Annotated in this window: 18 protein-coding genes and 2 pseudogenes; 2 read left to right on the top strand and 18 right to left on the bottom strand. The window is 58.0% G+C overall.

Annotation, left to right across the window (positions count from 1 at the left end):
* Positions 1-9: 9 nt before the first annotated feature.
* From menH to ABOC21_RS07200, 4 genes and pseudogenes are all read right to left on the bottom strand, one after another.
* Positions 10-768, bottom strand: coding sequence for a 2-succinyl-6-hydroxy-2,4-cyclohexadiene-1-carboxylate synthase (gene menH, locus ABOC21_RS07215; protein ID WP_426814072.1), 759 nt, complete (start codon positions 766-768; stop codon positions 10-12).
* Positions 765-2,436: pseudogene (gene menD / locus ABOC21_RS07210) on the bottom strand (2-succinyl-5-enolpyruvyl-6-hydroxy-3-cyclohexene-1-carboxylic-acid synthase). Before menD ends, menH begins: the two are co-directional and overlap by 4 nt.
* A 76-nt stretch (positions 2,437-2,512) precedes the next feature.
* Positions 2,513-3,808 carry an isochorismate synthase MenF gene (menF, locus tag ABOC21_RS07205; protein WP_426814071.1) on the bottom strand — a complete coding sequence of 432 codons (1,296 nt, stop codon included), beginning with the start codon at positions 3,806-3,808 and terminating at the stop codon, positions 2,513-2,515.
* 127 nt (positions 3,809-3,935) lie between these two features.
* A complete protein-coding gene (locus ABOC21_RS07200; RefSeq protein ID WP_426814070.1) occupies positions 3,936-4,412 on the bottom strand; it encodes a GNAT family N-acetyltransferase in 477 nt (158 codons plus the stop codon).
* A gap of 54 nt (positions 4,413-4,466) precedes the next feature.
* Between ABOC21_RS07200 and rnz the strand changes: the two genes are divergently transcribed.
* Entirely contained in the window at positions 4,467-5,387 is a 921-nt protein-coding gene (rnz, locus tag ABOC21_RS07195; protein ID WP_426814069.1) for a ribonuclease Z, read from the top strand.
* A gap of 82 nt (positions 5,388-5,469) precedes the next feature.
* Here rnz and nuoN read toward each other — a convergent pair whose 3' ends face one another.
* The 14 genes and pseudogenes from nuoN to ABOC21_RS07125 all read right to left on the bottom strand — a co-directional run bounded on the left by nuoN (position 5,470) and on the right by ABOC21_RS07125 (position 22,204).
* Complete coding sequence (gene nuoN / locus ABOC21_RS07190) at positions 5,470-6,927, bottom strand: NADH-quinone oxidoreductase subunit NuoN (RefSeq protein ID WP_426814068.1); 1,458 nt, start codon at positions 6,925-6,927, stop codon at positions 5,470-5,472.
* Positions 6,928-6,933: 6 nt separating this feature from the next.
* Positions 6,934-8,463, bottom strand: a complete 1,530-nt coding sequence (nuoM, locus tag ABOC21_RS07185) for an NADH-quinone oxidoreductase subunit M (RefSeq protein WP_426814067.1) — start codon at positions 8,461-8,463, stop codon at positions 6,934-6,936.
* A gap of 250 nt (positions 8,464-8,713) precedes the next feature.
* Complete coding sequence (gene nuoL / locus ABOC21_RS07180; protein WP_426814066.1) at positions 8,714-10,555, bottom strand: NADH-quinone oxidoreductase subunit L; 1,842 nt, start codon at positions 10,553-10,555, stop codon at positions 8,714-8,716.
* Complete coding sequence (nuoK, locus tag ABOC21_RS07175; protein WP_002913148.1) at positions 10,552-10,854, bottom strand: NADH-quinone oxidoreductase subunit NuoK; 303 nt, start codon at positions 10,852-10,854, stop codon at positions 10,552-10,554. Before nuoK ends, nuoL begins: the two co-directional genes overlap by 4 nt.
* Positions 10,851-11,405, bottom strand: coding sequence for an NADH-quinone oxidoreductase subunit J (gene nuoJ, locus ABOC21_RS07170; protein ID WP_426814065.1), 555 nt, complete (start codon positions 11,403-11,405; stop codon positions 10,851-10,853). Before nuoJ ends, nuoK begins: the two co-directional genes overlap by 4 nt.
* Positions 11,406-11,415: 10 nt before the next feature.
* Positions 11,416-11,958 (bottom strand): NADH-quinone oxidoreductase subunit NuoI, encoded by a 543-nt coding sequence (gene nuoI / locus ABOC21_RS07165; RefSeq protein ID WP_004865092.1) that lies wholly within the window; start codon positions 11,956-11,958, stop codon positions 11,416-11,418.
* Between the two features lie 14 nt (positions 11,959-11,972).
* Positions 11,973-12,950 (bottom strand): NADH-quinone oxidoreductase subunit NuoH, encoded by a 978-nt coding sequence (nuoH, locus tag ABOC21_RS07160; RefSeq protein ID WP_076945791.1) that lies wholly within the window; start codon positions 12,948-12,950, stop codon positions 11,973-11,975.
* Complete coding sequence (gene nuoG / locus ABOC21_RS07155) at positions 12,947-15,673, bottom strand: NADH-quinone oxidoreductase subunit NuoG (RefSeq protein ID WP_426814064.1); 2,727 nt, start codon at positions 15,671-15,673, stop codon at positions 12,947-12,949. Before nuoG ends, nuoH begins: the two co-directional genes overlap by 4 nt.
* Positions 15,674-15,755: 82 nt before the next feature.
* Positions 15,756-17,093, bottom strand: coding sequence for an NADH-quinone oxidoreductase subunit NuoF (gene nuoF / locus ABOC21_RS07150; RefSeq protein ID WP_426814063.1), 1,338 nt, complete (start codon positions 17,091-17,093; stop codon positions 15,756-15,758).
* A complete protein-coding gene (nuoE, locus tag ABOC21_RS07145; protein WP_004104075.1) occupies positions 17,090-17,590 on the bottom strand; it encodes an NADH-quinone oxidoreductase subunit NuoE in 501 nt (166 codons plus the stop codon). Before nuoE ends, nuoF begins: the two co-directional genes overlap by 4 nt.
* A 2-nt stretch (positions 17,591-17,592) precedes the next feature.
* The gene (nuoC, locus tag ABOC21_RS07140; protein ID WP_426814062.1) at positions 17,593-19,401 is read right to left on the bottom strand and encodes an NADH-quinone oxidoreductase subunit C/D; all 1,809 of its coding nucleotides are present in this window, start codon (positions 19,399-19,401) and stop codon (positions 17,593-17,595) included.
* Positions 19,402-19,490: 89 nt separating this feature from the next.
* A complete protein-coding gene (gene nuoB / locus ABOC21_RS07135) occupies positions 19,491-20,165 on the bottom strand; it encodes an NADH-quinone oxidoreductase subunit NuoB (RefSeq protein ID WP_002913178.1) in 675 nt (224 codons plus the stop codon).
* A gap of 15 nt (positions 20,166-20,180) precedes the next feature.
* Entirely contained in the window at positions 20,181-20,627 is a 447-nt protein-coding gene (gene nuoA / locus ABOC21_RS07130) for an NADH-quinone oxidoreductase subunit NuoA (RefSeq protein WP_004865103.1), read from the bottom strand.
* Between the two features lie 652 nt (positions 20,628-21,279).
* A pseudogene (locus ABOC21_RS07125) lies at positions 21,280-22,204 on the bottom strand (LysR substrate-binding domain-containing protein).
* Between the two features lie 883 nt (positions 22,205-23,087).
* Here ABOC21_RS07125 and alaA point away from each other — a divergent pair.
* Complete coding sequence (alaA, locus tag ABOC21_RS07120) at positions 23,088-24,305, top strand: alanine transaminase AlaA (RefSeq protein ID WP_426814061.1); 1,218 nt, start codon at positions 23,088-23,090, stop codon at positions 24,303-24,305.
* The last annotated feature ends 76 nt before the right edge of the window (positions 24,306-24,381 follow it).

The following is a 24,381-nucleotide window of genomic DNA, read 5'->3' as shown; positions in this document are numbered from 1 at the left end:
GTCCTTTAGTTAACTTGCTAAAAACTGCGCCAGGCAAGCGGCTACCGCCGCGGGATTTTCCCGATGCGCGTTGTGCCCGGCATGATGAATAACGTGTATCGTCGCGGCTAAATCGCCCGCCAGCGCGCGGAATTTGTCATCGCGCGCGCCGCAAAGATAGTGAAAAGGAAAACGGCAGGCTCGTAATGCCGGGCGCAGATCGGGCTGCACCGCCAGCGACGTCGCCTCCAGCATGGCGGCCAGATTTTCGCCATGGTTACGGCTGCGTAAGGCGATTAAGGCCGCCCGCTGCTGCGCATCCAGCGAGGCGAAAACCGGCTGCTGGTACCAGTCAGCGAAGACCCGGGGCAGCGGTTCGCGGCGAAAGCGATCGGCCCAGGCCGCATCGCTGCGCCGACGCAGCAGGCGCTCGCTATCGTCGCGCAGTCCCGGATGCCCCCCCTCCACGACCAGCCCGCACAGCCCGTCGCGCGGCTGGCTGGCAAAGACCATCGCAATGCGGCCGCCGAGGGAGTAGCCAATCAGCCAGTAGTTGAGGATGCTGTAACTATCCAGGGTCTCCTGCAGCAGCCGGCAGACATCGGCAAAATCAGTTACCTGAATATCGCGGGAACCTCCGTGGCCCGGCAGGTCGATATAGAGGCGCGAACGGGCGCTAAACGCCTCGCCGACCGGCTGCCATTCGCGGCTGTCGCCGGAAAAACCGTGTAAAAAAATCAGCCAGGGTTCACTGCCCTGGCCGCGTTCGCACTCGGCGTGCAGGCTCATAGATGACTCACCTGCGCCAGCAACTGCTGCAAAGTACGGGTGCCATCGGTTTCGTTCACCACCAGCTCAATCACGGTCGCGCCAGGGGTCCGCCACGCGCCGGAGAACGCCGCCTCCAGTTCGTCCCAGCTGCCCGGGCGGCTGTAGTTGAGATCGAACATCGCCGCGGCATGCCCGAAGTTGACGTCCTGCGGCATCAGGTAAAACTGGCGCCTTTCGTCCTGCGGCGTCGGCAGCAGAGAGAAAATCTGCCCGCCGTTATTGTTGACGACAATCAGCACCAGCGGCGCCGAGGCATGGCGCAGCAGCGCCAGCGAATTAAGATCGTAGAGCGCGGAAAGATCGCCAACGATCGCCAGCAGAGGGCGAGCGCTGGCCCGCTGTACGCCGGCGGCTGTTGCCAGCAGACCGTCAATCCCGCTGGCGCCGCGGTTGCTGTAGACCGGATAGCCTGCCGGCAGCCTGCCCCAGGGCATCAATTAAGCGCACCACCAGGCTATTGCCCACAAACAGCTGCCCCTGCTCCGGCAGATAGCGATGAATACGGTGGGCCAGCTGGGCCTCGCCGAAGCGTTCGCTGCTTTCCGCCGTCGCCTGCCAGGCCTGCTGCGCGAGAACCGGCAGCGTCGTTGCCCAGGGCTGACGTTTTTCCGCCGGATGCAGTTCAAGCCACTCCCCCACCGGGCAGACCAGGCGGCGGCCGCGGTGCTGGGCCGGATCTAAACGCCCGGGTAAATTATCGACCAGCCAGTACTCCTCCGGCTCGCAGCTCGCCTGCCACTGCAGGAGGCGTTTTCCGGTCAGGCTGCTGCCCAGCTGGATAACGATTTGCGCCTGCTCCAGCTCGCTGACCGCTTTGCCGTTGCCCAGCCACAGGTCGGCGCAGGGCAGCGGCTGCCCGGTTTGCGAAAGCACATCGCCAATCAGCGGCCAGCCGAGCATTTTCGCCCACCCGGCGGCTTGTACCCCTTCGGCGGCGCTCATGCGCCCGGCAATGATCACGCCGCGCTTTTGCCGCCAGAAAAACCAGTCGCGCTGCTTTTCGCTTGCGAGATGCAGCGACTGACGCAGCCAGGGCGTATCGCTCTGCCACCAGTCTCCAAGCTGCTGCTGCCAGCTCACGCCGGTATCGTCCATATCGCCATACAGCGGCTCGGCGAACGGACAGTTAATATGTACGCCGCCGGAGTGCAGCGCGCCAAGCGCCTGGTCGATGGTTGAAACCAGCCAGCGCGCGGGAATATCCTGCGACGGACGCGGCAAAGAGAGGGTTTCGGACGGGTGCGATGCGAACATTCCCGGCTGGCGGATCGCCTGGTTGGCGCCGCAGTCGATCAGCTCCGGCGGCCGGTCGGCGGTGAGCAAAATCAGTTTCTCGCCGGTCAGCCCGGCCTCAATCAATGCCGGATAGAGATTGGCCGTGGCGGTACCGGAGGTAACGATAACCGCCACCGGCTGTCGACTGGCCTTCGCCAGCCCCAGCGCCAGGTGGCCAAGCCCGCGTTCGTCAAAATGAGTATGGGGAATCAATGCGCGGTTTTCCGCGGCTGCCAGCGTTAAGGGCGTCGAGCGCGACCCCGGCGCAATGCAAATATGCTGCACGCCGTGGCGGGTTAGTGCTTCCAGGATCACCGCCGCCCAGCGTCGGTTAAATGCACTTACTGACATGAAATTGTCCGATATCAAATATTGAGGCTAAGTATAGGTAATACAAAGTGATGGAGTATTGATATGCATCGTCTATCTACATTTTTCTCAGCAGCAACGAACGCAGCCCCGCCGCTTTATTTTCAATTTCCTGCCACTCTTGTTCAGGATCGGAACCGCTGACAATCCCGGCGCCGGCATACAGCCTGAGGGTGTCGTTTTCCACCTTCGCCGAGCGCAGCGCCACGCAGAATTCGCTTTGCGCCAGCGACAGATAGCCGGCGGAACCGGCGTACCATTCGCGGGTAAAGGGTTCATGTTGGCTGATAAAGTCCAGCGCCGCCCGCCGCGGCAGCCCGGCAACCGCCGCCGTAGGCTGCAGCTGGCGCAGGCAGCGGGCGTCGTCGGATGAATTCAGCTCGGTCCAGATGCAGCGCCGCAGATGCTGCACGTTGCGCAGGCGCACCACCTGCGGCGGCAGGACCTCCAGCATCCGCGCCTCGCCCTGCATGCGCTGGCAAATATCCTCCACCACCAGCATGTTTTCCCGCTGGTTTTTATCATCGCGCATTAGCCAGTCGGCCAGCGCCTGCGCCTGGCGATCGTCAGGGTGGCCGGCGACGGTACCCGCCAGCGCCTCGGTACGCAGCAGCGCTCCGCGCCGACGCCACAGCCGCTCCGGCGTTGAGCCGAAAAACGCCTGCTGCGGGCTAAAGGCCATCAGGAAGTGAAAGCAGTTAAAGTTGCTGCGGCGGCTGGCGGCCATAATCGACCAGGCATCCAGGGGAGCGGCAAAACGCAGGTCCGTGGCGCGTGCCAGCACCACTTTTTCCATCTCTCCGGCCGCAATGGCCCGGGTAGCCTGCAGGATAAGCTCACGCCAGCGCGGATACTCCGGGAAGTGCCGTTCGCTGAGTACGGCCGGTATCGCCGCAGGCTGCGCCTGTTCCGCCGTTAATGTCCGCAGAAACTCGCGCGCCGCCCGGGCATCTTCGCGTAGCGACGTCGCGCTGCACAGCAGCAGCCGCAGCCGCGCCGTTCCCCCTACCCGACGCCACTCCAGCCTCGGCAGCACCAGCGCCCCGTCCTGCGGACTGAACGCATTCAGGCCGCAAATACGCAGATCCTGATGCTGCTGATGCTGTAAAAAACGCTGCGCGTCGGCCAGCGAAGAGAACGTTTTCACCGCACCGAGCGCGGCAAGCTCTTCGTCGCCGCTGCGCTGCTGCCAGTAAAACTGCGGCCACTGAGGCTGGTGCCCGCACCACAGCAGGGGATCAAACGCATCGTGGAGAGGAAACGAGGCATCGAAAATTCGCGTGCCGGACGATGCGGGGAACTCATCGCTCAGGCAGCCGCGTAAGCTTTCCAGCGCAGCGGAAACAGACAGCACGCAAACCTCCACAGACTAAAAACCCCACATTATACGGGGTCCTGGCGAGAAATAGCAGTACCCACGATGAGGGAGTGGCCTTTGGCTGCCCGCCCGTCATTTCAGACAGTATATAGATAAACTGCGGCTATTCGGGCGGGAGCGGGTCCGCTGCGGCCTCGCGGGCCATACCGATATGGGCGATCCCGTCTTCGTCGTAAACCTCGGTCACCGGCCGGAAGCCGAAGCTGGCGTAGAAGCGCTGTAGATGCGCCTGAGCGCCGAGGTAGATAGCTTTCTGTGGCCAGCAGCGGGAGCAGCTGGCGAGCGCATTTTCCATCAGCCGATAGCCGAGCTTCTCGCCCCGCACCGCCGGGCTGACGATAACCCGGCCAATCACCACCGGTTCGAAATCCTCTGCGCTTTTCAGGATCCGCGCATAGGCCACCAGCTCATCGCCGCGCCAGCCGAGAAGATGGCGGTTTTCGCCGATCAGATCGTCGCCATCAACATCCAGGTAGGGACAGTTTTGTTCGACGACAAAGACTTCACAGCGCAGTTTGAGCAGCGCATAGAGCTGCGGGACGGTCAGCTCGCTGTGGTGGAGATCCTGCCATGTAATCATTGACTGCTCCTGTATACTTTAGTTTTTTCACCCGCGCCCTAAGGACACTGGACGATGGAATTAACTTTTTTGGGGACATCCGCTGGCGTGCCGACCCGTACGCGTAATATGACGTCTATCGTGTTGAATTTGCAACAGCCAACGGCGGCGGCGGTCTGGCTGTTCGACTGCGGAGAAGGCACCCAGCATCAGTTTCTGCATACCGCCCTGCACCCCGGCAAGCTGAATAAAATTTTTATTACCCATCTCCACGGCGACCATCTGTTTGGTCTCCCCGGCCTGCTGTGCAGCCGCTCGATGCAGGGAAACTCGCTGCCGCTGACCCTGTACGGGCCAAAAGGCCTGCGGGAGTTTGTCGAGGTGGCGCTGCGCCTCAGCGGCTCGTGGACCGATTATCCGCTGGATATTGTCGAAGTTGGCCCCGGGCTTATCTTTGACGAAGCCGGATATCGGGTCACGGCCTGGCCGCTAAACCATCCGGTGGAGTGCTACGGCTATCGCATTGAGGAGCACGACAGGCCCGGCGCCCTCGACGCGGCCCGCCTTATCGCCGACGGCGTCCCCTCCGGGCCGCTGTTTCAGCGGCTAAAACAGGGGCTAAGCGTCGAGCTTGCCGACGGGCGGATCGTCGATGGCCGCCGCTATCTTGGCCCGACGACGCCGGGCAAAAAGCTGGCCATCTTCGGCGATACCGCGCCCTGCGCGGCGGCGCTGGAGCTGGCGCGCGGCGTCGACGTCATGGTCCATGAGACCACCCTGGAGCAGGCGATGGCCGGGAAGGCGAACGCCCGCGGGCACTCCTCCAGCCAGCAGGCGGCAGCGCTGGCGCGCGATGCTGGCGTCGGCACCTTTATCGCCACCCACTTCAACTCGCGCTACGATCCGCAGGGCTGTCAGCGCCTGCTGGCGGAGTGCCGGGAGATCTTCCCGCAGACCCTGCTGGCGGAGGATTTTATGATCCATCCCATCGGCTAAACGGGCGCCGCAACCGGCTAACCGACGCGCATAAAAAAACCGCCGATCGTAAACCGGCGGTTTTTTTGCAGCCGTAGCCGCTTTACATCAGCGGCGTTGCCAGCTGTACGATGCTAATCAGCGGCTGCGGCCAGACGCCGAGCAGCAGCACCAGCAGGGCCGAGATCAGCACCACGATACCGCCGGCGCTGTACTGCCAGTTAGACGGCGCATCGCGGTTCAGTTTCTCCGGCGCGCTCAGATAGAGGCTCACCGCGACGCGCAGGTAGTAGTAAAGGCCGATAGCCGAACCCAGCACCACGGCGGCAACCAGCCACCACAGGTGCGCGTGCACGCCGACCGCCAGTACGTAGAACTTACCGATAAAGCCCAGCGTCATCGGGATACCCGCCAGCGACAGCATCATCACCGTCATCACCGCCGACAGAATCGGACGGTGCCAGAACAGGCCGCGATAGGAGTACAGCGAGTCGGCATCCGGGCCGCGATACGGACTGGACATCAGGCTCACCACGCCGAAGGCGCCGAGGCTGCTGAACAGGTAGCCGGCCAGATAGACGCCAACCGCTTCCATCGACATTTCGCCGCTCTGCAGAGCGATCAGCGCCACCAGCAGATAGCCCAGATGCGAGATCGAGGAGTAGCCGAGCAGGCGCTTGATGTTGGTCTGGCTCAGCGCCATCAGGTTACCGAAGATAATGGACGCAAAGGCTATCAGACCCAGCACGATGCGCACCGCTTCGCTATTGCCTACCGGCATATAGAGGAACAGACGCATCACCACGCCGAAGATAGCAATCTTGCTGGCGGTGGCCAGGAAGGTTGATACCGGCGCCGGCGCGCCCTGATAAACGTCCGGCGTCCACAGATGGAACGGCACCAGCGACAGCTTGAAGCCCAGGCCGACAATCATCAGGCCCAGACCCGCCAGCAGCAGCGGCTCGTGCAGGGTGTTATCCGCCAGGCTCTTACCGAGGGCCAGGAAGGAGAGATTGCCGGAGTTCGCGTACACCAGCGCCATACCGAACAGCAGGAAAGAGGAGGCTGCGGCCGAGAGGATTGTGTATTTAATACTGGCTTCCAGAGAGCGCTTCTGACGGAAAGCGTAGCCAACGAGGCCGAACAGCGGCAGCGAAATCAGTTCGATACCGAGGAACAGCGCCGCCAGATGGTTAGCGCCCGCCAGCAGAATGCCACCCAGCGCGGCGATAAGCACCAGCAGGTAGAACTCTTCTTTATTGTCCTTGTAACCCTCAAGCCACGGATAGGCAAAAGTACAGGTCGCCAGGCTCGCCAGCAGCACCAGCCCGGTATAGAGCATGGAGTAGCCGTCAACGCGGATCAGCGGCGTGACGTCCATCGCGCCGTTTTGACCAACAAACCAAAGCGATATCAGCGCGGCGTTAAGCCCGAGAACCGACAGCGTGGCATTAAGGAAATGATTGCGTCGCCACGCAATGGAGAGCATCACAACCACCACCGTCAAGCCGACGATCAGCAGCGGTAGCAGTGCGATCAGTTGTTGTGGAGTTATTGTCATGGCGAATTACGGCCTTGTAGTAGAAACAGAATTAACAAACCACTGCTGAATGTTGCTCATCGCAGCATGTGAGGTGTCCAGAATCGGCTGCGGGAAGAAGCCCAGCAGCACCAGCAGAACCACCAGCAGCAGGATAATCGACAGCTCACGCAGCGACATTCCCGGCAGCTCTTTCGCCGCAATCTCGCTCTTCGCTTTACCGAAGTAGGCGCGATGCAGCATCGCCAGCGAGTAGACGGAAGCGAACACCAGACCAAAGGTGGAGATCACGGTAATTACCGGCACCACTTTATAGCTGCCGAACAGGATCATGAATTCGCCGACAAAGTTACCGGTACCCGGCATCCCGAGGGTCGCCACGGCGAAGAACATCGACAGCGCCGGCAGCCACTTAATTTTGCTCCACAGGCCGCCCATCTGACGCATGTCGCGAGTGTGCAGGCGCTCATACAGCTGGCCGCAAAGGATAAACAGACCGGCAGCGGAGAGACCGTGCGCAATCATCTGAATCACCGCCCCCTGATAGGCCAGCTGGCTGCCGGTATAGATGGCAATCAGCACGAAGCCCATATGGGAAACGGAGGTGTAGGCAATCAGGCGTTTGATATCGTACTGGCAGAAGGCCATCCACGCGCCGTAGAAAATACCGATGATGCCCAGCCACATAGCGATGGGCGCAAATTCGGCGGAGGCGTTCGGGAACAGCGGCAGCGAGAAACGCAGCAGGCCGTAGGCCGCGGTTTTCAGCAGGATCCCCGCGAGGTCAACGGAACCGGCGGTCGGCGCCTGGGAGTGCGCGTCCGGCAGCCAGCCGTGCAGCGGTACAACCGGCATTTTCACCGCGAAGGCGATGAAGAAGCCCAGCATCAGCGCATATTCCACGCCGTGGGACATCGGCGTTTTCAGCAGATCTTCATAGTTGAAGGTCCACACGCCGGTAGCGTTGAAGTGAACGAACGCCAGCGCGAGGATGGCAATCAGCATCACCAGCCCGCTCGCCTGGGTATAGATGAAGAATTTGGTAGCCGCCGTGATACGCGTTTTGCCGTCGGAAGCCTTATGGCCCCACAGCGCGATCAGGAAGTACATCGGCACCAGCATCATTTCCCAGAAGAAGAAGAACAGGAACATGTCGATGGCGAGGAACACGCCGATAACGCCGCCCAGGATCCACATCAGGTTGAGGTGGAAGAAGCCCTGATACTTTTCGATCTCACGCCATGAGCAGAGTACCGCCAGTACGCCGAGCAGGCCGGTCAGCACCACCATCAGCAGCGACAGACCGTCGATTGCCAGATGAATGCTAATACCGAAGCGAGGGATCCACGGCATGACGAATTCAGACTGCCACTGGGGAATACCCGCAGACTGTGTCAGAGAATAGCCGCCCTGCAGCCACAGCTGCAGCGAGAGAACCAGCGTCAGTCCCATGGTAATCAGCGCAATCCAGCGCGGCATCTTCACGCCAAAGCGTTCGGTCTGCCAGCACAGAAACCCGCCGATAAAGGGGATTAGTATTAACCAGGGTAATAACATAGCTGAGTATGTCCCTTATATTTACTCCTGCTCAGGCTATCTCGCTCGCCAGCCCGAATTCCGGCAGCGCTCGCAATCCTCACGTACTTTAGTACGCTGCGGTTGCTCTGCGCTGGCGGTCTCCGGTCTGACTTCGCCGATGACGCCTGTACCTCAGGAACAGATTTTCAACGAATTCTAAAATTCTTTTAGTGTTTGTCGGCCGGATAAGCGCAGCGCCATCCGGCAATCGCTCACCCGGCCAACAAACTCAACGCAATACCATCAGCAGCGCCAGCACGACAACCGCACCGATGCTCATTGACGCGACGTACCAGCGTAAATAACCGTTCTCGCTTAGCAGCAGGCCTTTACCTGCAAAGCGGGAGAGGATCGCCGGAATGTTCATCATTGAGTTCAACGGATCGCTTTTCAGCAGCCACGCCACGCCGAGGAACGGCTTCACGAACACTTTGTCGTATAGCCAGTCGAAGCCCCAGGCGTTGTACCACCAGGTGCCGAGCAGGCGGCCAGGCGCGCTGTTGGCGATAGAGGTCACCAGCGTGCGTTTGCCCAGCCACAGCCATGCGGCGATCAGGATGCCGGCGATAGCCACGATCCCGGAGGTGATTTCCAGCGTCATCACGCGGCCGTGCTCAAGCTCGGTGGTCTGCGGCAGTACGCCCTGCAGCGGCGGCACAATCAGCGCGCCAACAAAGGTCGACAGAACCAGCAGAACAATCAGCGGCAGGTGATGGGTAATCCCCTTGCCCGCGTGAGCATGAATCTGCTCTTTACCGTGGAACACGATGAAGATCATGCGGAAGGTATACAGCGAGGTCATAAACGCGCCGACCAGGCCGGCAACCATCAGGTTGATATGACCGTTAGCCATCGCGCCTGCCAGAATCTCATCCTTACTGAAGAAGCCCGCGGTGATGAGCGGCAGTGCGGACAGCGCCGCGCCCCCCACCAGGAAGCAGACGTACACCAGAGGAATCGATTTACGCAGACCGCCCATTTTGAAGATGTTCTGCTCGTGATGGCAGGCGAGGATCACCGAACCAGACGACAGGAACAGCAGCGCTTTAAAGAACGCGTGGGTCATCAGATGGAAAATCGCCGCGTCCCATGCCTGAACGCCCAGCGCCAGGAACATGTAGCCAATCTGACTCATCGTCGAGTAGGCCAGCACGCGTTTGATATCGGTCTGCACCAGCGCGGCGAAACCTGCCAGCACCAGCGTCACCGCGCCAACGATCCCCACCAGATGCAGAATTTCCGGCGTCATCAGGAACAGGCCGTGGGTACGGGCGATCAGGTAGACGCCCGCGGTAACCATCGTCGCGGCGTGGATCAGCGCGGAGACCGGCGTCGGGCCGGCCATCGCGTCCGCAAGCCAGGTCTGCAGCGGCAGCTGGGCAGATTTACCTACCGCGCCGCCCAGCAGCATCAGCGTCGCCCACGTCAGCATGTTGTTGCCGGCCGCGAAGTGCGCTGGCGCCAGCTCCACCATTTCGCGGAAGTTCAGGGTACCCAGCTCGTTATAGAGAATAAACAGCGCGAAGGCGAGGAACACGTCGCCGATGCGGGTCACCACGAACGCTTTCATCGCCGCAGCGCCGTTCTTCGGATCGGTATAGTAGAAACCGATCAGCAGATAGGAACACAGGCCCACGCCTTCCCAGCCGAGGTACATCAGCAGCAGGTTATCGGCGAGTACCAGAACCACCATGCTGGCGATAAACAGGTTGGTGTAGGCAAAGAAGCGGGAGTAGCCCTCTTCCCCACGCATGTACCAGGAAGCGAACATGTGGATCAGGAAGCCAACGCCGGTGACCACGGAAAGCATGGTCAGGGAGAGACCGTCCAGCACCAGGTTAAAACCGATGTTGAAATCGCCCACCGACATCCACGTCCACAGCGGAACGCTGATCGCCTGCCTGCCGTTAGCAAAGAAGTCCATCCCGACGAAGGCCGTGACCAGCGCGGCCAGACCTACCGACCCCATTCCCACGGTGGCGGAGAGATTCTCCGACCAGCGCCCGCGGGAAAAGGCCAGCAGCACAAAGCCAATCAATGGCAAAAGAATGGTTAAGGAAAGCATGTTCATCCACGCAACTCACTTACTGAATCGATGTTCAGGTTCTGGCGGCGACGATGGAGCTGCAGCAGCAGCGCCAGACCGATACTCGCTTCCGCAGCCGCAAGGCTGATGGCGAGAATATACATTATCTGACCATCGGCCTGACCCCAGTAGCTTCCGGCAACCACGAAGGCCAACGCCGCGGCGTTGATCATGATCTCCAGGCTAATCAGCATAAACAGCAGATTGCGGCGAATCACCAGACCCGTCAGACCGAGAACAAACAGGATCGCGGCGAGGATCAGTCCATGTGTTAAGGGGATCATGCGTGCTCCTCCGTTTTTCTTTTGTCGCTATCGTTCTGGCGGTTGCTCAGCACTTCACCGGCGCGCTCTTCGCGACCGATGTGGAAGGCAACAACCAGACCGGCCAGCAGCAGCATAGAAGCCAGCTCCACCGCCAGTACGTACGGGCCAAACAGCGCAATACCGACCTCTTTCGCGCTTATCGCGTTGCCTTCAATTCCCTGATCGTTAAGACCGAGGATGGCATAAACGATCACCACCAGCAGCACTGCGGATAGGATGGCCGGGCCGATCCAAATCCCCGGCTGCAGCCACTTACGCTCCTGCTCAATTTCGCTACCGCCCAGGTTGAGCATCATCACCACGAAGACGAACAGCACCATGATGGCCCCGGCGTAAACGATGATTTCCAGCGCCCCGGCGAAGTAGGCGCCCAGCGAGAAGAACACGCCAGCAATCGCTAACAGCGAAATAATCAGGTACAGCAGCGCGTGCACCGGATTGGTGTGGGTGATCACCCGCAGGGTTGCGAGGATGGCGATAAGGCCACAGATATAAAAAGCGAATTCCATTGCCCTCTCCTTACGGTAACAGGCTCTTGACGTCGATAGGCTTAGCTTCGTTCTCTGCTTCGCCCTTATCTTTGCCGTCGATTGCCATACCCGCCATCCGGTAGAAGTTATATTCCGGGTATTTGCCCGGACCGGAAATCAGCAGATCCTCTTTTTCGTACACCAGATCCTGACGCTTGTATTCGCCCAGTTCGAAGTCCGGGGTCAACTGAATCGCCGTGGTTGGGCACGCTTCTTCACACAGACCGCAGAAAATGCAGCGCGAGAAGTTGATGCGGAAAAACTCCGGGTACCAGCGGCCGTCTTTGGTCTCTGCTTTCTGCAAAGAGATACAGCCTACCGGACACGCTACCGCACACAGGTTACAGGCAACGCAGCGCTCTTCGCCGTCCGGGTCGCGCGTCAGCACGATACGGCCACGATAGCGCGGCGGCAGATATACCGGCTCTTCCGGGTACATCTGGGTTTCACGTTTGGCGAAGGCGTGCATCCCGATCATCCAGATACTGCGGACCTGGGTGCCGAACCCCACCAATAATTCTTTTAAGGTCATGGTCAATTCACCCCTTATTGCGCCTGCCAGAGAATGACAGCCGCCGTTACCAACAAGTTGATCAGCGTTAATGGCAGGCATACCTTCCAGCCAAAGGACATTACCTGGTCATAACGTGGACGCGGTAATGATGCGCGGATCAAAATGAACATCATCATGAAGAACGCGGTTTTCAGCGCGAACCAGATGAACGGAGGTAACCATGGGCCATTCCAGCCGCCGAAGAACAGCGTCACAATCAGCGCCGATACGGTGACAATCCCGATATATTCACCGACGAAGAACAGGCCGAACTTCATGCCGGAATATTCGATGTGGTAGCCATCGGCCAGCTCCTGCTCGGCTTCCGGTTGGTCGAAGGGGTGACGGTGACACACGGCCACGCCCGCAATCGCAAAGGTAACAAAACCAAAGAACTGCGGGATAACGTTCCACAAATGCGCCTGGTTGTTAACGATATCGCCCATATTGAACGATCCCGCCTGCGCCACCACACCCATCAGGGAGAGGCCGAGGAACACTTCGTAGCTCAGGGTCTGCGCGGAGGCGCGCATCGCACCCAGTAGAGAGTATTTGTTGTTACTCGACCAGCCGGCAAACAGCACCGCGTAGACCGCCAGGCCTGCCATCATCAGGAAGAACAGGATGCCGATGTTCAGGTCGGCCACCACCCACGACGGGCTGACCGGCACGATAGCGAAGGCCAACAGCAGCGAGGTAAAGGCGATAACCGGCGCCAGAGTAAAGATCACGCGATCGGTAAAACGCGGAACCCAGTCCTCTTTAAAGAACATTTTGATCATGTCGGCAACGAGCTGCAGCGAACCGCCCCAGCCCACGCGGTTAGGTCCATAGCGGTTCTGGAACAGCCCCAGCAGGCGACGTTCGCCGAAGCTCATGAACGCGCCGCAGGTGACAACCACCAGCAGAATAACTACCGCCTTCAGGATGCTTAACAGAATGTCGATGAGATCCGGAGTTAACCAACTCATGCTTTTGCCTCCTGCAGAGTATCAATACGCGCTCCGGTCAGAACCGGCGCGATGCCAGGCATGCCCATCGGGAGACCGACCTGCCCTGCCGTCAGGCCCGCGGAGATAATCAGCGGCAGGCTTAGCATATGGCCTTCAACGCTGAAGGAGACCATCGCCCCCGCGTTGACGCCAAGCTTCGCGGCATCTTCCGGGTTAAGCTTGAGATACGGCTGCGGCATGCGGCTCTGGAACACCGGCGAGCGCTGCGACAGCTCGTCGCTGCCGAACAGATGGTAGTACGGCGCAATCCGCCATTTCCCCTCTTCCGCCTGGAAGCCTGCCGGCACCGCGGTGAAGTAATCCAGACCGTCGGCGGAAGCCTCAATCAGGCGCACGCCGGGATCGCCATGGCGCAGTTTACCGCCCACTTCATCCTGGAATTTGTTCCACGCCTGCGGGGAGTTCCAGCCCGGAGCCCACGCAAACGGAATCTGCGAGCGCGGCGCGGACGGCTGGTTGTTCCCTTCCATCGAGAAGGCAAACATGGTGTCTTTATCCTGCGGCTGGCGCGGTTCATGCACGCTGATATTGGCGCGCATCGCCGTACGGCCGCTATAACGATGCGGTTCACGGGCCAGCTTCTGACCGCGAATGCGGAAGGTCGCATCCGGCGCGGCGTCTTTGATGCCGGCCAGCTGCGGCAGCTTAGCCACCACCGCGTCAATCACGTGGTCCAGCTGCGTCCAGTCAACCTGACGGTTTTCGACGGTGCTGTGCAGCGAATGCAGCCAGCGCCAGCTCTCCAGCATCACGGTATTCGCATCGTAGTAGGACGGGTCATAGACCTGGAAGAAACGCTGGGCGCGGCCTTCGTTGTTGACCACCGTACCATCGCTTTCAGCGAAGCTTGCCGCCGAGAGCACCAGGTGCGCTTTGTCCATGATCGCCGTGCGCTGATGGTCAACGACCATTACCAGCGGCGCTTTAGCCAGCGCAGCGTCTACGCGCGCGGCGGAAGCATGACGATGCAGATCGTTTTCCAGCACGATAACCGCATCGGCGGCGCCGGTTTCCAGCTCGCTCAGCGCCTCTTCCAGAGAGCCGCCGCCGATCATGCCAAGGCCAACGCTGTTCACTGCCCGGGCCACCATAGTGACGCCGACGTCAATACCGCGGCCTTTCAGCGCTTTCGCCACGTTAGCCGCTGCCTGGATGATTTCAATGCTGCCGGCGTTAGTCCCGGAGACAATCAGCGGTTTCTTCGCCCCGGCCAGCGCCTGGACGATCACATCGATTTTGCCCTGCAGATCTTTGCTCAGGCCTTCCACCGCCGGTGCGCTTTCATCCAGCGCGTGCGCAATGGCGAAGCCCAGACGCGCCTGATCTTCAACCGGCGCGCGATAGGTCCACGCGGCGACGTCGTCCAGACGGGTGTCATCGATATTGGTGACAAACAGCGGATGCTTCGCACGCTGGCCGATGTTGAGGATCGCGGCAATCTGCCAGTCGGCGACTTTCTGCGCCGCGGCCATTTCACGCGCTTTTCCTTTCACCGCCTGACGTACGGCCAGCGCAATGCGGGCGCCGGTTTGGGTAATATCTTCGCCCAGCACCAGCACCGCATCGTAAGATTCGATTTCGCGCAGCGCCGGGGTATGAATACCGCCGTCGCGCAGCACCTTCAGCATCATCTGCAGACGTTCCTGCTCGGCTTTGGCGATGCCGGTATAGAAGTTCCCGGCGCCGACCAGTTCGCGCAGCGCAAAGTTGCTTTCGAGGCTGGCGCGCGGGGAACCGATACCGATCGCTTTTTTCGACTGGCGCAGAATATCCGCCGCGCCCTGCATCGCCTGCTCGGCGTTAAGGGCGATCAGATCGTCGCCGCGGCGCTGAACCGGCTGACGCGGACGATCTTTCAGGTTCACGTAGCCATAGCCGAAACGACCGCGGTCGCAGAGGAAGTAGCGGTTTACGGTGCCGTTGTAGCGGTTTTCGATACGACGCAGTTCGCCGTAGCGTTCACCCGGGCTGATGTTACAGCCGATGGAACACTGCTGGCAGATGCTGGGCGCAAACTGCATGTCCCATTTACGGTTATAGCGCTCGGAGTGCGTCTTATCGGTGAATACGCCGGTTGGGCAGACCTCAACCAGGTTGCCGGAGAATTCGCTCTCCAGCACGCCGTCTTCCGGGCGGCCGAAGTAGACGTTGTCGTGCGCGCCGTAAACGCCCAGATCGGTGCCGTCAGCGTAGTCTTTGTAGTAGCGTACGCAGCGATAGCAGGCGATGCAGCGGTTCATTTCGTGCGAGATGAACGGCCCCAGATCCTGATTGCGGTGAGTGCGCTTGGTAAAGCGATAGCGACGGAAGCTATGACCGGTCATTACGGTCATATCCTGCAGGTGGCAGTTACCGCCCTCTTCGCAGACCGGACAGTCGTGCGGGTGGTTGGTCATCAGCCACTCAACCACGCTTTCGCGGAACTGCTTCGCTTCGCCGTCGTCAATGGAAATAAAAGTGCCATCCGATGCCGGTGTCATACAGGACATCACCAGGCGACCACGCGTGTCTTCCGCGTTTTGATATTGCTTCACCGCACACTGGCGGCAAGCGCCGACGCTGCCGAGCGCCGGATGCCAGCAAAAGTATGGAATATCAAGACCGAGAGAGAGACAAGCCTCTAGCAGGTTGTCCGCTCCGTTGACCTCGTATTCTTTGCCGTCTACATGAATCGTAGCCATTAGCATGCTTCCAAATTAAAAAAATCGTTACCACTTCCTCACCCGGCTGCCGCCTTGAAGCAGCTGAATGAGTCGGTGGGAATCACCAGCGCGTCTTAAGCAGGTTCGGCTGAATCCCGTTGATAGCATGGGTATTACTGAACTGCTGCTTAATGCCTGCTTCGAATTCGTCGCGGAAATATTTAATGGCGCTTTGCAGCGGTTCGACCGCGCCCGGCGCATGCGCACAGAAGGTTTTGCCCGGCCCAAGGAATCGACACAGTTGCTCAAGTGTCTCGATATCACCCGGCTGGCCTTCGCCGCGCTCCAGAGCGCGCAGAATTTTCACGCTCCACGGCAGACCATCGCGGCACGGCGTACACCAGCCGCAGGACTCACGGGCGAAGAACTCTTCGAGGTTGCGCACCAGCGATACCATATTGATCTCGTGGTCAACGGCCATCGCCAGCGACGTCCCCAGACGGCTGCCCGCCTTGCCAATACTTTCGAACTCCATCGGCAGGTCGAGATGCGCTTCGGTCAGGAAGTCGGTTCCCGCGCCGCCCGGCTGCCAGGCCTTGAACTTCAGGCCGTCGCGCATGCCGCCGGCATAATCTTCAAGGATTTCGCGCGCGGTGGTGCCAAACGGCAGCTCCCAGACGCCCGGATTTTTCACCCGGCCAGAGAAGCCCATCAGCTTGGTACCGGCATCTTTGCTGGTAGAAATGTTCTGATACCACTCAACGCCGTTGGCCAGAATCGCCGGGACGTTACACAGGGTCTCAACGTTGTTGACGCAGGTCGGCTTGCCCCAGACGCCGGAGCTCGCCGGGAACGGCGGCTTGGAGCGCGGGTTGGCGCGACGGCCTTCGAGGGAGTTAATCAGCGCGGTCTCTTCGCCGCAGATGTAGCGCCCTGCCCCGGTGTGCACGAACAGTTCGAAATCAAAGCCGGTGCCGAGAATGTTTTTGCCCAGCAGGCCGGCTTCGGTCGCTTCGGCAATGGCGCGACGTAAATGGACCGCCGCTTCAATATATTCGCCGCGCAGGAAGATGTAGCCGCGATACGCTTTCAGCGCAAACGCGGAGATCAGCATGCCTTCCACCAGCAGGTGCGGCAGCTGCTCCATCAGCAGGCGGTCTTTATAGGTGCCCGGCTCCATCTCATCAGCGTTACACAGCAGGTAACGGATGTTCATGGATTCGTCTTTCGGCATCAGGCTCCACTTCAGACCGGTGGAAAAGCCCGCGCCGCCGCGCCCTTTCAGGCCGGCGTCTTTCACCTGGTTGACGATCTCATCCGGCGCCAGGCCCAGCAGCGCTTTACGGGCGCCCTCGTAGCCGTTTTTGCTCTGATACTCATCCAGCCATACCGGCTGTTTGTCATCGCGCAGACGCCAGGTTAAAGGATGCGTTTCGGGAATGCGGATCACTGTCTTCATTTATACCGCTCCAACAGGTCAGGAATCGCCTCCGGCGTCAGATAACTATGAGTATCCTCATCAATCATCATCGTCGGTCCCTTGTCGCAGTTGCCCAGACAGCAGGTCGGCAGCAGAGTAAAGCGGCCATCAAAGGTGGTTTGACCCGGTTTGATGTCGAGCTTCTTCTCGATCGCCGACTGAATGCCCTGGAAGCCGGTAATATGGCAAACCACGCTGTCGCAATAGCGGATCACGTGGCGGCCAACCGGCTGGCGGAAGATCTGGCTATAGAAGGTGGCTACGCCTTCCACGTCGCTTGCCGGGATGCCCAGCACGTCGGCGATCGCATAGATCGCGCCATCCGGCACCCAGCCGCGCTGTTTCTGAACGATCTTCAGCGCTTCAATGGACGCCGCACGCGGGTCTTCGTAGTGGTGCTTCTCGTGCTCAATGGCCTCACGCTCTGCCGCACTCAGCTCAAAAGCCTCGGTTTGTGGTTGTTGATTCTCGTGCATAATTAGCGGTCCACGTCTGACATAACAAAATCGATACTACCCAGATATACGATCAGATCGGATACCAGGCTGCCGCGAATCGCCGCCGGGATCTGCTGCAGGTGCGCATAGCTCGGCGTACGGATACGGGTGCGATAGCTCATGGTGCTGCCATCGCTGGTCAGGTAGTAACTGTTAATACCCTTCGTCGCTTCAATCATCTGGAAGGATTCATTGGCCGGCATCACCGGGCCCCAGGAAACCTGCAGGAAGTGCGTGATCAGGGTTTCGATATGCTGCAGCGTGCGCTCTTTCGGCGGCGGCGTGGTCAGCGGGTGATCCGCCTTGAACGGCCCTTCCGGCATATTATCGAGACACTGCTGAAGAATGCGCAGGCTCTGGCGCAGCTCTTCGACTTTCAGCATTACGCGGGTGTAGCAGTCGGATACGCCGCCGCCAACCGGCACTTCGAAGTCAAAGTTTTCATAGCCAGAGTACGGACGCGCTTTACGCACGTCGAAGTCGATCCCGGTGGCGCGCAGGCCGGCGCCGGTGGTACCCCACGCCAGCGCTTCTTTGGCGTTATAGGCGGCAACGCCTTTCGAACGGCCTATCAGAATGGTGTTGCGCAGCGCGGCTTTCTCGTAAGAGTCCAGACGCTTAGGCATCCACTCGAGGAATTCGCGCAGCAGGCGATCCCAGCCGCGCGGCAGGTCGTGCGCTACGCCGCCGATGCGGAACCACGCCGGGTGCATACGGAAACCGGTGATGGCTTCGACCAGATCGTAGATTTTCTGTCGGTCGGTGAAAGCAAAGAATACCGGCGTCATGGCGCCGACGTCCTGAATAAAGGTGGAGATGTACAGCAGGTGGCTGTTGATACGGAACAGCTCGGAGAGCATCACGCGAATTACGTTGACGCGATCCGGCACGGTGATCCCCGCCAGCTTTTCGACCGCCAGCACGTACGGCATCTCATTGACGCAGCCGCCAAGATATTCAATACGGTCGGTGTAAGGAATATAGCTGTGCCACGACTGGCGCTCGCCCATCTTTTCCGCGCCGCGGTGGTGGTAGCCGATATCCGGTACGCAGTCGACGATCTCTTCGCCATCAAGCTGCAGAACGATACGGAAAGCGCCGTGGGCGGAGGGATGGTTCGGGCCGAGGTTAAGGAACATAAAGTCCTCATTTTCGGTCCCGCGCTTCATGCCCCACGCTTCCGGCTTGAAGGTTAGCGCCTCCATTTCCAGATCCTGCTTGGCTTTGGTCAGCTCAAACGGGTCGAATTCGGTGGCGCGCGCCGGGTAGTCTTTACGCAGCGGGTGGCCTTCCCAGGTCGGCGGCATCATGATGCGCGTCAGGTGCGGGTGGCCTTCAATATCAATGCCAAACATTTCCCACGTTTCGCGCTCATACCAGTTGGCATTCGGGAACAGTTTGGTGAATGTCGGCACGCGCAGATCGTTTTCAGACAATGCTACCTTGAGCATGATGTCGCGATTGCGTTCAATGGAAATCAGGTGATAGAAAACGGAAAAATCCGCGGCGGGTAGCCCGTCACGGTGGGTGCGCAGACGTTCGTCCATGCCGTGCAGGTCGAACAGCATCACGTAAGGTTTCGGTAATTTCTTCAGGAAATCACCCACCTCCAGCAGCTGTTCGCGCTTAACCCAAACTACCGGAACGCCGGTACGGGTTGGCTGAACGGTAAAGGCATCCGGGCCAAAGCGATTGCGCAGTTCGCCGATCACCGGGTCATCAAGGTGATCGCGGGTTTGCCAGGCTGGTGCGGCGTCATGCGCGTTTAAATCGGTCATATTGTTCACCATTGCAAAAGGTCCGTGGTGACTGCCGGGCGAGGCTTCGCGCTGTTGTAGATTGATTTGCGAAGTGTTGTGCCGCCGCCCGCAGGCGCAAATTAAATCTCGTCCGGAGTCCGCAGATTGGTCACTGCAATGCGTTCGCCGCGTTTACGCTCACGTTCCGACTGCATGTTGGCGCGATAAACGCCCTGATCGCCAACCACCCACGAGAGAGGACGGCGCTCTTTACCAATAGATTCCTGCAGCAGCATCAGCGCCTGCATATAAGCTTCCGGACGCGGCGGACAGCCCGGGATGTAAACATCAACCGGAATAAATTTATCTACGCCCTGCACGACAGAGTAAATATCGTACATACCGCCGGAGTTGGCACATGCTCCCATAGAAATAACCCATTTCGGCTCCAGCATCTGATCGTAAAGGCGCTGAATAACCGGGGCCATCTTGGTGAAGCAGGTGCCGGCGACCACCATCAGGTCAGCCTGACGAGGAGAGGCGCGCAGTACCTCGGCGCCAAAACGCGCAACGTCATGCACCGCAGTGAATGACGTCACCATTTCTACATAGCAGCATGACAGGCCGAAGTTGTAAGGCCAGATTGAGTTCTTGCGGCCCCAGTTCACCATGTCATGCAGCGCGTGTTCGAGTTTCCCCATATACACGCTTTTGTTAACTTCTTGCTCCAGGGGGTCAGTTACGATCTCCTGTTTTTGCAGGGGGTAACGGTCGTTCTCACCGTTGGGATCTATGCGGGTGAGCGTATAATCCATCTTATTGCCTCGCTTTTACTGCATATGACGGTTAGTGGGACTGTCTGTTTCTGAGTTAACCAGCGTGCGACGGGAACGCGCAGGCGTCCAGTCCAGTGCGCCAATACGGACGAGATAAACCAGACCAGCCAGTAGCACTAAAATGAAAATTGCGGCTTCCACAAAGCCGACCCAACCGCTTTCACGGATAGAGGTCGACCATGCGTAGAGATACAGGGCTTCCACGTCGAAGATAACGAAGAACATGGCAACCAGATAAAACTTCGCAGAAAGACGTAAGCGAGCCGAACCAACGGAGTCGATCCCCGATTCAAACGGCGTGTTTTTGCTACGCGCGCGCGCGCGACCGCCGAGGTACCAGCCCCCGACAAGCATCAGGCAGCACAGGCCGATGGCAATGATGAGAAATATAGCGAATGCCCAATGATGAGCGATGACTTCAGTGGATGTTGACATACGCATTGCTTAACCAAAAAAGTGTAGCGCTAAACCCTCTGCTCTTACTGGCAGATGAACGCCACAGCGTTTCACGGGGAGGAATAAAAAAAACAACCTTGCAAAAAAGCGTCCCTACTTATCGTAGAAGGCCATATGCGCTGGCTTTTTACCCCTTTCTTTAACCTTTTGTCAACTTCAACAAAAGTTTTAACAACATTAATTTACATTAGGTTTTTTTCATTAACATTAAATGCCCTTTTATGCGAAATAACCTTGCATACTAATTGGATTTAGTGTTGTTGAATCGTGTCCGTTTCCATTGTAAATCGTAATTACCCGCCTATTTTGACAGGATTTAGCCTCGATTCCTCCCCCTAAGGAGGGGTATTTTCTTGATCTGTGACACGCTTTTGTTAATTAAACCGAAAAAACAGCAACAAACCTGCCGGTTTTTTAACATTAGCATGAACTATTGAAAGTGCAGGGAAAAGTAGAGAAGCGTCTGTGGAAACGTCGCTAAGCAACTGATATAAATAACAATAAAACAACAATACATTAAAAATCGCTGGAAAATAAGAAAAAAAGAACCGCAAGGTCCAATTCCAACCTCAGCGGCTTCTTTTTACATTTACATTTTGTTACCAGCTTTTTGTGACCAATGTGGCTTTAATCCCTCTCACGAGAAGAGCTTATGCCCTCCCCCTTCTGGGGTAAAAAGGGGGCCCGATGAGGGGCTATAATCCTGGCTCAGCGACTGAAAAATGGCCTGCGCCAGCTCGCTTACGCTCTGCGGATCGCAGCTCAAAACGTAGCAAGTATCCGGTAATTCCGGCAGGCCGTCGCTCTTGCCAACCACCCGCAGTTCAGAACTCATCATCTCTACCGGCCGCGCCGTAACGCCAAGCCCGGCTTTCACCGCCGCTTTAACGCCCGCGAGCGAGGATGCCGAGTGAGCCAAATGCCACGGCGTCTGCGCGCTATTGAGCGCCGAAGTAATATCATCCTGCAAGGGTCCCGCCCCCTCAAGCAGGATCAGCGGCACCGACGACTCATGGGGCAGCACGTAGTCCGCCGCGCAGTACCACAGGGTTGGTGAAGTGCGCAGGGTCAGCGCTTCAACGCTGTCCGACTGATGGGTGGTTAATGCGAGATCTATTGTGCCGTTTGCCAGCCTTTCCAGCGCCTCGGCATGATGCAGAATCTTAATTTCCAGAGTCAGACTCGGGTAGAGGCTGCCGATCCGATTAAGCAAAAACGGCAAAATGGTATCCGCCGTTTCGTCGGTTGCGCCGATAGTCAGAGTACCCTGCAGGCTGCTAAACATTAACGACATGCAGGCTTCATCATTAAAGCGCAGAATTTTCCGCGCATAGCCGAGCAGACTGAATGCCCTGCTCAGTTAACAGCTTATTCCGCCCGTGGCGGGCAAAGAGCTCTTTTCCGACCAGCTGCTCCAGCCGCTGCATCTGTTGGCTCACCGCAGACTGGGTACGGCGTACCGCCGCAGCCGCGGCAGCAAAAGTACTCAGATCGGCGACGGCAACAAACGTTCTCAGCAGATCGAGGTCGAGATTTAGTATTGGGCGATTTGCATTTATCATGTTGCTTCACTCACAGGTAGCTATCGCTGACCTGCCTTATTGATGCTGTGCTCCAGGTTTCCGGCTATTCCTTGAGCCTTGTGTCATCCGCAGAAAGGAAATGGACGACAGCTGGAAGAACGTTATTGCATTTGAAAGTGCTCGTCCGCGTCAATTGCGCGGAACTTCTGAGTCATATTTTGTTCGTACGCCTACGCTTTTTCTAATTTACGGCGACCCGCTTTATGTGACCTGATTCAAAAAAGTCGCCAGTGGCGCAGCCCCTGCGCATCAATACGCAGCCAGCCGCTATCAGCGCTTGCCAAACGACAAAAAAAACCCTGCAATAACAATATATTAATAATAAAAACCTCATTACATAAGAGGTTTATTTGATATTAACAACGACATCCTAACCGAAAACAGACTTATTTATAAGGGCAAATCAGTATTATTAAAGATAATTTTAAATTTTTTTTCAGGACTTTAATTAAATTAACAAAACCAGGATTATTCATTGTTAAAAAATAAGAGTCATTAATCTCTTAGATGTTTTTATTAAGTATATTTAACATTACCGCTACAGTCTCCCCACTTTCAGTTAAAAGCATAGCGCTTTTTTGCGAGCAAAAAAGTATCAGCGCGGGGCCTGCCGACAGCCGCAAACCAGATAAACACTCATGATATGACGATAAAACCACAACATATGACTAATAAAGCATGACTTAAAGGCATATTCTATAAATACCAAAGCCAATCAACAGATAAATCGATTACCCTAAAAAAAGAGTATTAGCAAAATCTTCTCCTGTTAACCCTTCAAAACAGCGGGGATGAAGAGTACATTGTTCCGAGCTGACTTCCACGGCAGGGAGTGGCGATAACAGCTAAAAGGCAAAGATTCATGTCCCCTATCGAAAAATCCAGCAAGTTAGACAACGTCTGTTACGACATCCGCGGCCCGGTTCTGAAAGAAGCGAAGCGCCTTGAAGAAGAAGGCAACAAAGTCCTGAAGCTGAACATCGGCAACCCGGCACCGTTTGGCTTTGATGCCCCGGATGAAATCCTCGTTGACGTCATTCGTAATCTACCGACCGCGCAGGGATACTGTGACTCCAAAGGCCTCTACTCGGCGCGCAAGGCTATCATGCAACACTATCAGGCCCGCGGCATGCGCGACGTGACGGTTGAAGATATTTACATCGGCAACGGCGTATCGGAACTGATTGTCCAGGCCATGCAGGCGCTGCTGAACAGCGGCGACGAAATGCTGGTCCCGGCGCCGGATTATCCCCTGTGGACGGCGGCGGTATCGCTCTCCAGCGGTAAAGCAGTGCACTATCTCTGCGATGAGTCCGCTGACTGGTTCCCGGATCTCGACGATATTCGCGCCAAAATCACCCCGCGCACCCGCGGGATCGTGATTATCAACCCCAACAACCCAACCGGCGCGGTCTATTCAAAAGAGCTGCTGCTGGAGATCGTCGAAATTGCTCGTCAGCATAATCTGATCATCTTTGCTGATGAAATCTATGACAAGATCCTGTACGACGAAGCCCAGCACCATTCGATCGCCGCGCTGGCACCCGATCTGCTGACGATTACCTTTAACGGCCTGTCAAAAACCTACCGCGTCGCCGGCTTCCGCCAGGGCTGGATGGTGTTAAACGGACCGAAAAAGCACGCTAAGAGCTATATCGAAGGCCTGGAAATGCTGGCCTCTATGCGCCTGTGCGCCAACGTTCCGGCGCAGCATGCCATTCAGACCGCGCTTGGCGGCTATCAAAGCATCAGCGAGTTTATTGTTCCCGGCGGGCGCCTGTATGAGCAGCGAAACCGCGCCTGGGAGCTGATTAACGAGATCCCCGGCGTCTCCTGCATGAAGCCGAAAGGCGCGCTATATATGTTCCCGAAAATAGACGCTAAGCGTTTTAACATTCACGACGATCAGAAGATGGTTCTCGACTTCCTGCTGCAGGAGAAAGTGCTGCTGGTCCAGGGTACCGCCTTTAACTGGCCGTGGCCGGATCACGTGCGTATCGTCACCCTGCCGCGCGAAGACGATCTGGAAATGGCCATTTCGCGGTTTGGCCGCTTCCTCTCCGGCTATCACCAGCTCTGATAAGTCGCACCCGCCGCCGGTATTTGCATCCGGCGGCAATCCCTGCGCACAATGGAACCCGATGTCGTCACTGATT

Source organism: Klebsiella sp. WOUb02, from assembly GCF_050058015.1.
Lineage (GTDB): Bacteria > Pseudomonadota > Gammaproteobacteria > Enterobacterales > Enterobacteriaceae > Klebsiella.
This window is presented reverse-complemented; position numbering and strand designations above follow the sequence as displayed.